We start from the raw sequence: 14,003 nt of genomic DNA, 5'->3' as shown, positions 1-14,003 counted from the left end.
TGCGGGCACGGCCGCTCCCGGCCGCTCCCGGCCGCTCCCGGCCGGCGCGGAGCGCGGGGAGCGGAGTAGCGTGCACTTCGTGGCCCCGGTCCGGGTGAACACGGTCCGGTGAACTCCGGTGGTCCGTAGGACAGTTCGCCGATGATCGGAGACCGCGCCATGCGCACCCACCGCGCCCGTGCCGCCGCCCTCGCCGTGCCCCTGGCGTTATGCCTGGCATGCCTGTCGTTCCTGTCGGCCTGCTCCACCGGTTCGGACACACCGGTGGACGGCGGCCTCTCGGAGAGCGTGGAGAGCGCCGCGGCCCCGAGCTTCTCGCCGCACCCCGAACTGGAGGGGCGGGAGGAGCGGGAGGAGCGGTGGAGACTCGGCCAGGCGGGCCCGAACGGCGAGACGCCGTGGCCGCCGTCGCCGGGCCCGGAGGCGGTGCGCGACGTGTTCGCCCGGCTCCAGGCCACCCTGGGCGACTCCTGCGACACCCCCGGGAACTGCGAGTACCTCCTGAACCGGGTGCTGGACGAACTGGCCGACCTGGACGAGGCGATGAAGGCCGACCGCAAGGGCCCCGGCCACTTCCCCGAGCCGATCGCCTGGATGGCGACGCTCCGGAAGGACGTCGGCGAGGACCGGTCCTTCGAGAACCTCAAGGCCCACCGGAAGGTGATCCTCGGCACCCGCGACAGGATCAACGTCTGGATGCAGGACCACCCCGACGACTACCGCTGAGAGACGGCCACCGCCGGGACGCGCCCCCGACCGGCGCCCACCGGTCCGCCGGGGGCGCCGAAGCCGCCGGCCTCAGGAGCGGAAGGGGCCCGTCACCTCGTAGGTGATCCCGCCCGAACCGCTGCCGCTGGTGCCGCGCTGGCTGGAGAAGTACAGCCGCTTGCCGTCGGGGGAGAAGGCCGGGCCGGTGATCTCCGAGGCGGACTGGCCGCCCACCCGCAGGAAGGGCGCGACCACGTCGTCCGGGGTGATGACGCAGATCTCCATGTTGCCGCCGTCCTCGGCGACGAAGAGGTCCCCGGAGGCCGAGCCGGTGACGTTGTCCACGCCCGTCAGCGGGGCGCCGCCGGAGACCAGGGAGTCGTCGTAGGCGAGTTCGATGGTGTCGCTCGCCGCGTTGAGCCGCCACACCCGGCCGTCGCCCTTGGTGGTGAACCAGCAGGTGTCGTCGGCGTAGTGGCAGCCCTCGCCGCCGTTGAAGTGCTTGGCCGCAGAGACCTGGTGACGGGTGGCGGTGGAGGCGGCGGACGGGTCCGGGACGGGGGCCCAGCCCACGGAGCCGGAGGTGCCCGAGCCGCCCGTCAGCACCTCCAGACGGCCCGAGGACAGGTCGCCCCAGGTGTCGGGGCGGAAGCGGTAGAGGCAGCCGTCGGATACGTCCTCGGTCAGGTAGATCACCCTGCGGACGGGGTCCGCGGCGGCGGCCTCGTGCTTGAAGCGGCCCATGGCGTCGCGGCGGACGGCGGCCTTCACCCCCCAGGGGTCGGTCTCGTAGACGTAGCCGCGGTCGACCTCCTCGCACGACAGCCAGGTGTTCCACGGGGTCGCGCCGCCCGCGCAGTTCTGGCGGGTGTTCGACAGGACGCGGTAGGCGTCGGTGATGTTCCCCGAGGAGTCGAAGCGGACGGCGCTCGCACCGCCGCCGGGGTTGATCTCGGAGTTGGAGACGTAGATCCAGCCGGTGCCGGCGGCGTAGCAGGCGCCGCCGTCGGGGGCGTTGTGCCAGGTGTAGGAGGTGCCGGGGACCCTCTGTCCGGAGCGGGCGATCACCCGGCTGGTGAAGCCCTGGGGCAGTTGGATGCCGTTGGCGTCGGCCGGGCGCAGGGCCCCGTAGGGGCCGGTGCCGGGCTGGGCGGGCGCGGCGTGCGCGGCGCCGCGCCACAGAGAGCCGCCGAAGGCGGCGACCGATCCGGTGAGGACGGCACCGCGCAGGAAGTCACGACGTTCCACGATCACTCCACCGAGGTCGTCTGGCCCCGCGACCGGTCGGCCGCGGAGTCGAACGACCAGGAAGGTAGGGACGCCGCTTTGACGGAGCATGAACAAACGGCTGCCCGGGATGGCCGGTTGGCACAACACCGGTCGTCGGGCGCCGCGGTCGACCCTCGACCTGGTTCAGGCACCAGGGTCGCGGATGTGGAGAGCGAGATGCGCGGCATCGGTCGGATGGCCCGGGACAGCGGTCTGAGCATGAGCGCCCTGCGGTTCCACGACCGCGCGGGCGTGCTGGTTCCGGACTGGGTGGACCCGTCGAGCGGCTGCCGCTGGTACGCCCCCGAACAGCTCGGGGAGGCCCGGCTGCCGGCCAGGCTGCGCCGGTCCGGGATGCCGCCGGCGGACATCCGCCTGGTACCGGCCGGATGGTCCGGCGCGGACACCGACCTGGTGCACAAGCTGCTGGAAGCCCACCTGCGCCGCCTGGAGCGGGAGTTCTCCGAAGCGCGCGGGTGCTCGTCCCCGCCTCGCTCGCCGACGCGATGCGCGCGCTGCTGAGCGACGCCGCCTCCGCCCGGCTCGTGGTGGACGGCCACCAGGTGGCTTTGGAGGCGGGGGACCGCCGGACGGCCGGCCGCTGCCCGGACCACGAGTTCCCCGACTACCGCCGTCTGGTCCGCCTGCCGGAGGGGCGGCGCGTCACCGTCGACGTACCGCCCTGTCGAAGGCGGTGCGGACCGGCCCCGTCCGCACGAACGAGGTGCGCGAGCAGGACGGTGTGGCCTTCGACGTCAGCGTTCCGGTGGTGACCGGGGACGGTGCGGTGACCGTGGCCGTGACCGTGGCCGTGGCCGGAGACGGCGACGGCGACGGTACGGTGCGCGTCGCCGTCAACCGCGAGTTCCTGCTGCGCGCCCTGGCCGCCGAGGACCGGGACCGGCTGGTCCTGGAGGTCGGCGGACCCACGCCCCCGTGGCGGTGCGGCGGCCCGACGACGAGGAGACCTTCTCGCTGCTGATGCCGGTGCGGCCGGCGGGGTAGCGCCGAAGGGAGCCCGGCCCGTGCCGCCGCTCCCCGGGCGGCCGTGGCTACCGGTACGCCGGGAACGCGTAGCGCACGCCGGTGAGACGTTCGGACGCTTCCCACAGACGTTCGGCGGTGGCGTTGTCGCGGGTCCAGGGTGCGCGCCAGGACGGGCCGGGCTCCCCGCGCACGCCCAGCCGGCTCGGGCCGGTGAAGGAGTCCTGGCGGACCAGGGGAGCGGTCGCGGCGTAGAGGACGGGGGCGGCCCCGGTCTCCGGGGAGGAGGCGAGGAACCGGTTGAACAGGCCGAGGGCCTTCTCCCGCGCGGGCTTGCCCGCCAGCCGGGGGCCCTTGGTCTGGAGTTCCGTCGCGGAGTACCCGGGGTGCGCGGCGGCGGAGAGGATGTGGTGGGGCGCGCCGCGCCGCGCCAGTTCACGGGTGAACAGCAGGTTCGCCGTCTTCGACCGGGCGTAGGCGATCCAGGGGTTGTGGCGGCGTTCGCCGGCCGGATCGCGGAGGTCGACGTCGGCCAGGGCGTGGGCGAGGCTGGAGACGGTGATCACGCGGGCGCCGCGCGCCGCCAGCAGCCGGGGCAGCAGCAGACCGGTCAGGGCGAAGTGGCCGAGGTGGTTCACCCCGAACTGCGTCTCGAAGCCGTCCGCGGTGCGGGAGTACGGGATGGCCATCAGCCCGGCGTTGTTGACCAGCAACTCCAGGCGGTCCAGGGGCAGCGCGTCGGCGAAGGAGCGGACGGAGGCGAGGTCGGCGAGGTCCAGCAGCCGCATCTCGGCCCGCGCGTCCGGCACCTCGCCCAGCAACCGGCACAGGGCCGTCGCGCCCCGTCTCCGGTCACGGCAGGCGAGCACCACCCGCGCGCCGCGTCGGGCCAACTCGCGTGCCGTGACGTAGCCGAGGCCGCTGTTGGCGCCGGTGACCACGGCCGTCCGCCCGCCGAGGTCGGGGATGTCCCGCGTGCTCCAACCCATACCCTGTCGCTCCTCGCCTCGACGCCCGCCCGGCCTACCGTGACGGCGCGATCGGTCACCTTCGCGCGGCACAGCGTAGGCCGGGCGGGAAGCCGAGGCGAGAAGTCCGGCGCCCACCCGGGTGGGCGCCGGGGCCGGATGGGTCGGGGACGGTCAGGAGGTCAGGACGCGCACCTCCGTACCGCAGGACATCCGGCGGTCGTGGCCGACCGTGCGCTCCGGCCCGGTCAGGGTCAGCGGCACGGTGTGGCGGACGTCGGCGCTGGAGGCGGCCAGGTACAGCTCCACGGCGCCGGGCTCGACGATCCGCCGGCCGGGCCGCGGGGTGTACGAGGTCAGGTCGGCGTGGAAGTCGAAGACGACCTCGGCGGCCTGACCTGGCTCCAGCGTCACCCGCGCGTAGCCGATCAGCCGGCTGACCGGCTGGACGGTGCGGGCGACGGGGTCGTGCAGGTAGAGCTGGACGACCTCGGTGCCGGCCCGCTCACCGGTGTTGCGCACGGTGAGACGGACCTCGGTGCCGCCGTCCGTCGGCACGGTGTCGGAGCCGGCCCCGGCGGCCTCCCACGCGAAGGTGGTGTACGACAGGCCGTGCCCGAAGGGGTACAGCGGCGTCGGGTCGATGTTGCTGGCCGCGCCTTTCAGGCCCAGCGGCGGCGCGAGGTAGGTCCAGGGCTGACCGCCGTTGCCGCGCGGCACGCTGACCGGGAGCCGGCCCGAGGGGTTGACCCGGCCGGTGAGCACTCCGGCGACCGCCGGCCCGCCCTCCTCCCCGGGGAAGAACGCCTGCACGGTGGCGGCGAGCCGCCCCTCCCACCGGCCGAGCGCGTACGGGCGTCCGGTGAGCAGCACCAGCACGACCGGACGGTCGGTGCTCTCCAACAGCTCGTCCAGGAAGGCGGCCTGGCCGTCGGGGAGGGTGAGGTCCTCGGCGTCGCAGCCCTCGCCGGAGGTGCCGCGTCCGAAGAGGCCGGAGCGGTCGCCGAGCACGGCGACGACGACGTCGGCGTCACCGGGGTCGTCGGTGAGGGCCGCGCCGGGCAGCTCGGCGCCCAGGGCGTCCAGCAGCGTGGGGATCTCCACGCCGATGGGCAGCTCGGGGTGCTCGACGCCGACGTGCCGGGGGAAGGTGTAGCAGCCGAGCATGGCGGCCTGCTCGTTCGCGTACGGGCCGACCACGGCGATGCGGGCCGTGGGGTGCAGCGGCAGGACGCCCTCCCGGTTGTCCAGCAGCACCACGGACTCCTCGGCCACGCGCCGGGCCAGGGCCCGCATCGCGGGCGGGTCGAGGTCGACCCGCTCCTCGGGCGCGGGCGAGGCGGGCGACCAGTCGGGGTCCAGCAGGCCCAGCTCGCACTTCTGCCGCAGGACCCGCAGCACGGCCCGGTCCACCAGTTCCTCGGGGACGTCCCCGGACCGCACGGCCTTCAGCAGGGGCTCGCCGTAGCAGCGCACGCTCGGCAGCTCCACGTCGACGCCCGCGGCGAGGGCGAGGGCCCCGGCTCGGGCGGGGGAGTCGGCGACGCGGTGGTTCCGCTCCAGGAACGAGATCCCGAAGTAGTCGGCGACGACCGTGCCGTCGAATCCCCACTCCTCGCGCAGCAGGCCGGTGAGGAGGTCGGGGTCGGCCGCCGCCGGGACGCCGTCGAGGTCGTTGTAGGCGTGCATCACCGAGCGCGCGCCGCCCTCGCGCAGGGCCATCTCGAAGGGCGGGAGGAACACGTCGGCCAGCTCGCGCGGGCCGACCGAGACGGGGGCGTGGTTGCGGCCGCCCCGCGAGGCGGAGTAGCCGACGAAGTGCTTGAGCGTGGCCACGATCCCGCTCGACTCCAGGCCCGCCACATAGGCGGAGGCCACGGTCCCCACCAGGTACGGGTCCTCGCCGATCGACTCCTCGGTGCGGCCCCAGCGCGGGTCGCGCACCACGTCAAGGACCGGGGAGAGGCCCTGGTGGATGCCGACCGAGCGCATCGATTCGCCGATCGCCGCCGCCATCCGTCGGATCAGGGCCGGGTCGAAGGTGGCCCCCCACGCCAGGGGGGTGGGGAAGATGGTGGCCTGCCAGGCGGTGAAGCCGGTCAGGCACTCCTCGTGGGCGAGGGCCGGGATGCCGAACCGGTTGGCCGCGGCGACCTTCTTCTGGAAGGCGGCCAGGGCCCGCGCGCCTTCGGTCGGTTCCACGGGAGCCGTGCCGAAGGGGCGGGTGAGCTGGCCCAGGCCGTGGGGCAGCAGGCCGTCCAGGTCGACGGCCTCGGAGACCTCGTGCTGGAACGGAGCGACGTCCTCGCCCTCGGCCTCGGAACCCGGCCAGATGCTGGAGAGCTGGGCCAGCTTCTCCTCCAGTGTCATCCGGGACAGCAGATCGGCGGCGCGTTCCTCCGCGGGGCGGGAGGTGTCCTGCCAGGGATGGTGATGCATGAGGCTCCTTGTTCAGCGTCGGGCGTGTCTCGCGCGGTCCTCGCGCGGTTCAGCGCCCGCCCGCGCCCATGAGGCCGTTGACGAGCTGACGGCGGGCGAAGAGGTACACGACGAAGATCGGCACGATCGACAGCACGACCGCGGCGAGCAGGGCCGGGATGTCCACCCGGAACTGACCCACGTAGTCGTAGAGGCCGAGGGTGAGCACCCGGCTCTCCCGCGACTGGGTGAGGATCAGCGGGAAGAGGAAGTTGTTCCAGGCCTGCAGGGCCGAGTAGACGCCGACCGTGGAGATCCCGCCGCGGGAGAGCGGGATCACGAGCTGGAGGAGGACGCGGGTCTGGCTCGCTCCCTCCAGCGCCATCGACTCGTACATCTCCTCCTCGATGTCCCGCATGGTGCCCGCCAGGATCAGCACGCAGACCGGCAGGCAGAACGCCGCCGTCGGCAGGATGATCGCCAGCAGGCTGTCGTACAGGTTCATCTGGGTGATCAGCAGGTAGATCGGGATGATCACCGCCTGCGCCGGAATGGCCAGACCCAGCAGGAAGAACTGGAAGATCCGCTGCGAGGTCCGGCTGAGGGTGCGCACGACGGTGTAGCCGACGCCCACCGAGAGGACGATGACGATGGCCGCGGTGGCGACCGTGACGATCGCGGTGTTGAGCAGGTAGGTGAAGAAGTCGCTCTCCAACACCTTGCGGTAGTTGTCGAGCGTCAGGTCGCCGGGCAGGGCGAGCGAGCCCTCGTCGAAGTAGGCGTCGCGGTCCCGGAGGGTGGTGAGGACCAGGACGTACAGCGGCAGGCCGACGATGACCAGCCAGACGAGGGAGGCGACGCCCGCCGGGACGTTCCACTTGCGGACGCTCCGGAGCCTGCCGCGCAGGCCCCGGTCGTTCCGGGCCTGCGGGGCCCGCGGGCGCGGCTCGGTGGGCCGGGGCCGCTGCTCCGGTCGGGGCTCCGGTCGGGTCGCGGTCTTCACATCCCCTCCCGGGTGCTGCGCATGGAGCTGAAGCCGGAGACCCGGACCATCAGCAGGGAGATGGCGGTGGCGACCACGACGAGGACGGTGGCGACGGCGCTGGCGTAGCCCATGTCGTAGGCCTGGAAACCGGTTTCGTACATCAGGTAGGGCACGATCGTGGTGTCCGTTCCCGGTCCGCCCTCGGTGAGGATGAGGACGGTGTCGAAGAAGGTCAGCGCGCCGACCACCATCAGCACCGAGGAGGTGACGATGGTGTTGCGCAACTGCGGCAGGGTGATGGAGAAGAACTGCCGGACGGTGCCCGCCCCGTCGATGGAGGCGGCCTCGTAGAAGGACTTGGGGATCTGCCGGGCGCCGCCCTGGTAGAGCAGGGTGTGGAACGGGATGAACTGCCAGGCGGCGACGAAGGCGACCGCGGCCATGGCCCCCCGTCCGGAGCCGAGCAGGTTGCCGTCCTCCAGGCCGAACCACGGGCCGATCTCGGCGATCAGGCCGAAGTTGGGGTCCAGCAGGGACTTCCACAGCAGTGCCAGGGCCACCGAGGAGGCCAGCAGCGGCAGGAAGAAGATCGCGCTGAGGACGGCCCGGTTCTTCTGCCGACCGGCCGACCACACCCCGAGCAGCAGGGCGATCGGCGTCTGGATCAGCCAACTGGCCGCCGTGAGCACGATGCTCAGCCACACGGCCTGCCGCATGGTCGGGTCGTCGAACAGCCGCTCCCAGTTGCCGGTGCCGCTCACCGAGGGGAAGGCGCCGAGACCGTCCCAGCTCGTGAAGGAGAGGTAGACGACCAGGGCCATGGGGCCCACGGCGAACAGGACGAAGAACAACACGCCGGGGACCGCCCAGGCGATGCCGGGGCGGCCCACGCGCGGTGACGCGGTCGGTGCTGCTTGCTTCACTTGAGTGCCTTCATGGCGTCGACGAACTCTTCGGGGCTGATCTGCTTGTTGAAGAGCTTCTGGATGTTGGTGAGCATCGGCGAGGCCTGCTGCGCCGGCAGGGCCTGGTCCCACGAGAGGGTGAAGGACGGGGCGTCGCGCACCATGTCGTACTGGTAGATGGCGTAGTCGGGGGCGTCGTGGGAGGCCACCAGGTCCTCGGAGTCCGAGGTGGTGGGGACGTCACCGTTGTCCACCAGCGCCTTGGCGTACCAGTCCTCGCTCGCGGTCTTGACGAACTCGATGGCCGCCTCGCGCTGCTTGCCCTTCAGCTTGGAGCTGATGGACCAGAAGTTGGTGGGGTTGCCGACCACGCTCTTGGAGTCGCCCTTGCCGTCGGGGAGCGCGGGGAAGGTGGTCCAGCCCAGGTGCTTGTCGGCGAACTCCGGCTGGTTGGCCTTCTGGTTGGAGAACTCCCAGCTACCCATCAGGTGCATGGCGGCCTTGCCCTTGGCGAAGAGGGTGGAGGCGCCGTCGGCGGTGTAGTTGACCGACTTGTAGTTCTTGCCGAACGCACCGCGGTCGACGAGGTCCTGGATGGTCTCGGCGGTCTCCAGGACGGCCGGGTCGCCCCACGCCTTGGAGTCGCCGTCCTGGATGCGCTGGAAGACCTCGGAGCCGCCGATGCGGTCCAACAGGTACTCGACCCACATCAGTTCGGTCCAGGCGTCGGTGCCGGCGAGCGCGAAGGGGGTGACGCCCTCCTTCTTGAAGGTGTCGATCAGCCCCAGCAGGTCCTCCCAGGAGTTCGGCGGCTCGGCGTCGGCCTTGGCGAAGACCTCCTTGTTGTAGAAGAGGATCACCGGCTGCATGCCCCGCATCGGGACGCCGTAGTACTTGCCGTCGACCTTGCCCGCTTCCAGGATGGAGGGGATGAAGGACTCCTTGAACTCCGCGTCCTTCTCGAACTCGGGCGTGAGGTCGACCAGCATGTCCTTCTCGACGAAGTTGCTGATGCTGCCGCCGCCCCAGTTGAAGAAGACGTCCGGGGCGTTGGGGGTGCCCATGGCGCTGCGCATCTTGTCCTGGTAGCCCTCGCCGGGCACCTCGACGAGCTTGGCCTTGACGTCCGAGTTCTTGTTGAAGCGCTCGACCGCGTCACGCTGCACCTTGGTGGAGGCGTCCTGGTAGACCCAGACCTCCAGGGTGTCGGCCTTCGACTCGCCGGGGCCGCCGCTGCCGCAGGCGGCGAGCAGGGAGGTGGCCAGAGCGGCTGCCGTCAGCGTGACGGCGTGGCGCCGTCGGAACCCTCTACGGCCCGTCTTCGCAGAGCCCAGCAGTGCTGTTCGCATCGCGCATACCTTCCGGAAGGAATCCGAAAATTATCGGTAGTGGTGTGGGGGAACGTACGGATGCGGCATGCGTGTGTCAACGGGTCTGACGAAAAACGGGGGAAGCGGGCCGGGATGTGATGCTCTCGTGACCTCCGGATCGTCCGGTCGGATGCCCCGGCCTCAGGCCCGCGGAGGCGCCGTGCTGGAGCGAACGACCAGCTCAGTGGCCAACTCCACGCGCGGGGAGTCCAGCTCCTCGCCCCGGGCCTGACGCAGCACGGTGCGGGCCGCGACCTTGCCCATCTCCACCAGCGGTTGACGCACCGTGGTCAGGGGCGGAGCGGACCAGCGCACTTCCGGAAGGTCGTCGAAACCGACGATGCTGACGTCCTCCGGCACCCGCATCCCGCGCCGCCGCAGCGCCTCGATGGCGCCCAGCGCCATCTGGTCGCTGGAGGCGAAGAGCGCGGTGGGCGGCTCGTCCAGATCCATCAGCCGGTTGCAGCCGGTGAAACCGGACTCGTGGTAGAAGTCGCCGGGCACCATCAGCCGGTCGTCCACGGGCACGTCCGCCGCCTCCAGCGCGGCGCGGTAGCCGTCCAGCCGGGCGCGGCTGCACAGCAGGCGCGGCGGGCCGGCGATGAACCCGATCCGGCGGTGGCCGAGCCGGAGCAGGTGCTCGGTGGCCGCCATGCCGCCGGCCCAGTTGGTGGCCCCCACGGTCGGCGCGTCCAGGGCGAGCGACCCGGCCGGGTCCACCACGACCAGCGGCACGCCCAACCGGTGCAGCTCCTCGTGCAGCACCGGCTCCAGGACCGAGGTGACCAGGATCACGCCGCCGGAGGCGCGGGCCCGCAGGTTGCGCATCCACTGCCGGGCCGATCCGGCGCGGTCGTGGATCGCCGAGACCACCGTGCCGAAGCCGACCTCGTGCGTGGTCTCCTCCACCCCGCGGATGATCTCCACGGCCCACGGGCTGTCCAGGTCGTTGAAGACCAGGTCGATCAGGGCGGGACGGTCCCCGGAGGAGGAGGTGCGGCGGCGGTACCCGTACTGCCGCAGCAGCTCCTCGACCCTGGCCCGGGTCGCGGGCGCGACGTCCGACCGGCCGTTGACCACCCGCGAGACGGTGGGCACCGAGACCCCCGCCTCCTGGGCGATCGCCGTGATCGTGACTTTCTGCTCCACTTTCGGCGCGACCCTCTGCTCGGCGACTCCGCCGGCTGTGCCGGCCGCGCTCTCCGTCATGCCGTCTGCCATGCCCTCGCTCCTCCACCGTTGACGGGCGTTCTCATCGGCTCTACCGTTCCCGGCGCACCCTCGAAACCTTCCAACAGTCTTCCGGAAAGTGTTCCGGGGCGTCGAGAGAGGGACACCCCAGCATGAGGTCACACCGTGTACGCACCGTACGTCGTTTAACCAGAGCCGTCGTAGCCGTGTCCGCGGCGGCGGCCACCCTGGCCTTCGGTCTCGCCGGCACGAGCCAGGCCGCCGCCCCCACCCTGCGGGAGGCGGCCGACGCCACCGGCCGCTTCATCGGCACGGCGGTCAACGACGGGCTGCTGAACAACAGCACCTACCGGAACATCGCCGCGAGCGAGTTCGACAGCGTCACCGCCGAGAACGCCATGAAGTGGGAGGCGGTCGAGCCGCAGCGCGGCCAGTACAACTGGGCCGGCGGCGACCGGCTGGTGCAGTTCGCCCAGCAGAACGACCAACTCGTCTACGGCCACACCCTGGTCTGGCACAGCCAGATGCCCCAGTGGCTGCAGAACGGCTCGTTCTCCAACAGCGAGCTGCGCACCATCATGACTGACCACGTCACCACCCAGGTCGGTCGCTACCGCGGCGACGTCCAGCGCTGGGACGTGGTCAACGAGGCGTTCAACGAGGACGGCAGCCTCAGGCAGAGCAAGTTCTACCAGCAGCTCGGCGAGTCCTACATCGCCGACGCCTTCCGGGCCGCCCGCGCCGCGGACCCGAACGCCAAGCTCTTCATCAACGACTACAACACCGAGGTCCGCAACGCGAAGAGCGACGGCCTGTTCCGGCTGGTGCAGCGGCTGAAGTCCCAGGGCGTGCCCATCGACGGGGTCGGCTTCCAGAACCACCTCATCGTCGGCAACGTGAACGGCTCCGCGATCCAGCAGAACCTCCAGCGCTTCGCCGACCTGGGCCTGGAGGTCGTGATCACCGAGCTGGACATCCGGATGCGGACGCCCTCCGACAGCTCCAAGCTCCAGCAGCAGGCCCGGGACTACCGGGCGGTGGCCGACGCCTGCCTGGCGGTCTCCGCCTGCTCCGGCATCACCGTCTGGGGCATCAGCGACCGCGACTCCTGGGTGCCGGACACCTTCCCCGGCGAGGGCGACGCCTGTCCCTGGGACGGCAACTACCAGCCCAAGCCCGCCTACCACGCGCTGCTGACCGCCTTCACCGACGCAGCCGGCGACCCCGGCGGCCCGGGCGAGGACCCGGAGGATCCGGAGGACCCGGGCGAGCCCGGCACCGGAAGCTGCACCGCCGTCTTCACCGTCGCCAACCGCTGGGCCACCGGCTCGGTCGTCAACGTCACCGTCCGCACCACCCAGGCCCTGAACGGCTGGCGCGCGGAGTTCGACCTGCCGTCGGGCGTGACCGTGGCCAATGGCTGGAACGGAGGCTTCTCCCAGAGCGGCGCCCGCGTCACCGTCACCAACGCCGCCTACAACGGCACGGTCGCGGCCGGCGGGACGTTCTCCTTCGGCTTCCAGACCAACGGCGGCGCGGCCCAGGACGGCACCGCCGTCAGCCTCGGCGGCCAGAGGTGCGCCGCGGGCTGACCCCCGAACCCCGGCCGGCGCACCGACCGTCAGGGCAGGACGGACGGTACGCCGGACGGGCCGCCCGGTCGCGGCCCGCCCCACACGGGCCGCGACCGGCTTCACCGCGTGCCGGGCGGGGGCGCGAACCGGACGGGCAGCGCCGCCAGGCTCCCGGCCCAGGGCGACGGAGCCCAGACCAACTCCCTCTCGGGGAGGGCGAGTTCCATGCGCGGCAGATGATTCCGGAGGGCCTCCACGGCCGCCCGCGCGACCAGCCGGGCCTGTTCCTGGGCCGGACAGGCGTGCGGCCCGGCGCCGAACGCCACGTGCGACCGGTTCCCCGTCACCGGCCGCCCGCACCGGGGCAGCGCGTCGGGGTCGGCGTTGGCGGCGGCCAGCCCCAGGACGAGCATGTCCCCGGCCCGGACGTCCTGCCCGCCGAAGCGCAGGTCGCGGGTGGCGTAGCGGGCGGGGAGGTTCTGGACGGGCGGGAACCGCCACAGCACCAGGTCGAGCGCGTCGTCCACGGTGAGGTGACCGTGGTCCAGCGAGGAGCGCACCCCGGCGTCGGTCAGCAGGACGCGCAGTGTGGAGGCGATCCAGTTCCTCGTCGCCCGGCCGCTCGCCACGACCACCGCCACCAGGTTGTGCACCGCCTCCTCGTCGCTGAGCGCGGCGGGGTGCGCCAGCAGCCGGGAGACGATGTCGGACCCCGGCCGGCCGCGCCTCTCCTCGACCAGCGCGCGCAGCGGGCGCTCCAGACGGCGGACGGCGTTGACGGAGTCCGCGTTGGCCGCCACCACGCCGAAGGCGGCCTCCGCCATCCGCCAGCCGGTCCGCTCGTCCGCGCCCAGCAGCCGGGAGACCACCCGTACCGGCAGCTTGTGCGCGTAGTGCGCCACCAGATCGGCCTCGCGCCGCCCGGCGAAGGAGTCGACCAGCCGCTCGGCCGCGGACCGCGCCGTACGGCTCAGCTCGTGCCGGTCGAACCGGGCCAGCGCGTCGGCGACGGCCGCCCGCATCCGCCGGTGCCGCGGCCCGTCGGCGAACACCAGGGTCGGACGCCGGCCGACGAGCGCCCTGATCGGCGAGTCGACCGGGACGAGGTTCTCGCGCAGCAGGTTCCAGCGCCGCGGGTCACGGCTGAAGTCCCGTTCGTCCCGGGTCAGTCGCAGCACCTCCCGGTAGCCCAGGACCAGCCAGGCGTGGATGCCCGGGGCCAGGGCCACGGGGGCGACCGGACCGTGTTCGGCCCGCAGCCGCTCGTACAGCGCGGGCAGGGCGTCCCCGTCGAGGCCCGGCCCGTACAGCGGGGTGGGACGCCGGCGGTCCGGGCGGCCCGGTGACGGCCGGGCCGGGGGACGGTGTCGGGGGGTGGCGGTCATGGTGCGACTCCGGGAGGGCGGGGAGAGGGGAGCGGGGTGGAAGCCCGCATTCCCGGAGACAACGCCCTCCCGGTGCGCAAGGTCAACGTCCTTGTCGGAAAAGGCAGTTGAGATCCCACTGAAGAGTGACCGCGAGGGTGTACGGAGGGCTTCGGGACGGTTGACCGGCGGTTCCGCCGCCCCTTTCGACCGGCGCCGACCGCCGCCCGCCGACCCGGCCGACGGGCGCCCGTTCCGGCCCCCTCT

12 protein-coding genes are annotated in these 14,003 nt (G+C 72.4%); 4 read left to right on the top strand and 8 right to left on the bottom strand.

All coding sequences use genetic code 11. From position 1 onward, the window contains the following. Positions 1–141: 141 nt before the first annotated feature. Positions 142–726, top strand: coding sequence for a hypothetical protein (locus tag IF47_RS0106775; RefSeq protein ID WP_031507389.1), 585 nt, complete (start codon positions 142–144; stop codon positions 724–726). 72 nt (positions 727–798) lie between these two features. Here the strand turns inward: IF47_RS0106775 and IF47_RS0106770 are convergent, their stop codons facing one another. Continuing rightward, positions 799–1,956, bottom strand: coding sequence for an alkaline phosphatase PhoX (locus IF47_RS0106770; protein WP_031507388.1), 1,158 nt, complete (start codon positions 1,954–1,956; stop codon positions 799–801). 186 nt (positions 1,957–2,142) lie between these two features. Between IF47_RS0106770 and IF47_RS32100 the strand changes: the two genes are divergently transcribed. Continuing rightward, entirely contained in the window at positions 2,143–2,499 is a 357-nt protein-coding gene (locus tag IF47_RS32100) for a MerR family transcriptional regulator (RefSeq protein ID WP_425423558.1), read from the top strand. Positions 2,500–2,671: 172 nt separating this feature from the next. Next, on the top strand, positions 2,672–2,959 hold the full coding sequence (locus tag IF47_RS32095) for a hypothetical protein (protein ID WP_425423557.1): 288 nt from the start codon (positions 2,672–2,674) through the stop codon (positions 2,957–2,959). A 70-nt stretch (positions 2,960–3,029) separates the two neighbouring features. Here IF47_RS32095 and IF47_RS0106760 read toward each other — a convergent pair whose 3' ends face one another. From IF47_RS0106760 to IF47_RS0106735, 6 genes are all read right to left on the bottom strand, one after another. Further along, entirely contained in the window at positions 3,030–3,950 is a 921-nt protein-coding gene (locus IF47_RS0106760) for an oxidoreductase (protein WP_031507386.1), read from the bottom strand. Positions 3,951–4,103: 153 nt separating this feature from the next. Next, positions 4,104–6,368: a beta-xylosidase/alpha-l-arabinosidase gene (locus IF47_RS0106755; protein WP_031507385.1), complete on the bottom strand. Its 2,265-nt coding sequence runs from the start codon at positions 6,366–6,368 to the stop codon at positions 4,104–4,106. 49 nt (positions 6,369–6,417) lie between these two features. After that, the gene (locus IF47_RS0106750; protein WP_037732099.1) at positions 6,418–7,350 is read right to left on the bottom strand and encodes a carbohydrate ABC transporter permease; all 933 of its coding nucleotides are present in this window, start codon (positions 7,348–7,350) and stop codon (positions 6,418–6,420) included. After that, positions 7,347–8,255 carry a carbohydrate ABC transporter permease gene (locus tag IF47_RS0106745; protein WP_031507383.1) on the bottom strand — a complete coding sequence of 303 codons (909 nt, stop codon included), beginning with the start codon at positions 8,253–8,255 and terminating at the stop codon, positions 7,347–7,349. Before IF47_RS0106745 ends, IF47_RS0106750 begins: the two co-directional genes overlap by 4 nt. Continuing rightward, a complete protein-coding gene (locus tag IF47_RS0106740) occupies positions 8,252–9,586 on the bottom strand; it encodes an extracellular solute-binding protein (RefSeq protein WP_078591612.1) in 1,335 nt (444 codons plus the stop codon). The genes IF47_RS0106745 and IF47_RS0106740 overlap by 4 nt, the downstream gene beginning before the upstream one ends. 162 nt (positions 9,587–9,748) lie before the next feature. Then, on the bottom strand, positions 9,749–10,816 hold the full coding sequence (locus IF47_RS0106735) for a LacI family DNA-binding transcriptional regulator (RefSeq protein WP_078591637.1): 1,068 nt from the start codon (positions 10,814–10,816) through the stop codon (positions 9,749–9,751). Between the two features lie 188 nt (positions 10,817–11,004). Here IF47_RS0106735 and IF47_RS0106730 point away from each other — a divergent pair, with 188 nt between their 5' ends. After that, positions 11,005–12,390, top strand: coding sequence for an endo-1,4-beta-xylanase (locus tag IF47_RS0106730; RefSeq protein ID WP_245641023.1), 1,386 nt, complete (start codon positions 11,005–11,007; stop codon positions 12,388–12,390). Between the two features lie 101 nt (positions 12,391–12,491). Here the strand turns inward: IF47_RS0106730 and IF47_RS0106725 are convergent, their stop codons facing one another. Continuing rightward, a complete protein-coding gene (locus IF47_RS0106725) occupies positions 12,492–13,757 on the bottom strand; it encodes a cytochrome P450 family protein (RefSeq protein ID WP_031507377.1) in 1,266 nt (421 codons plus the stop codon). Positions 13,758–14,003 lie beyond the last annotated feature (246 nt).

Source organism: Streptomyces megasporus (genome assembly GCF_000718985.1).
GTDB lineage: Bacteria > Actinomycetota > Actinomycetes > Streptomycetales > Streptomycetaceae > Streptomyces > Streptomyces megasporus.
The sequence above is the reverse complement of the archived record's forward strand: the minus strand, read 5'-3'. Positions and strand labels throughout refer to the sequence as shown.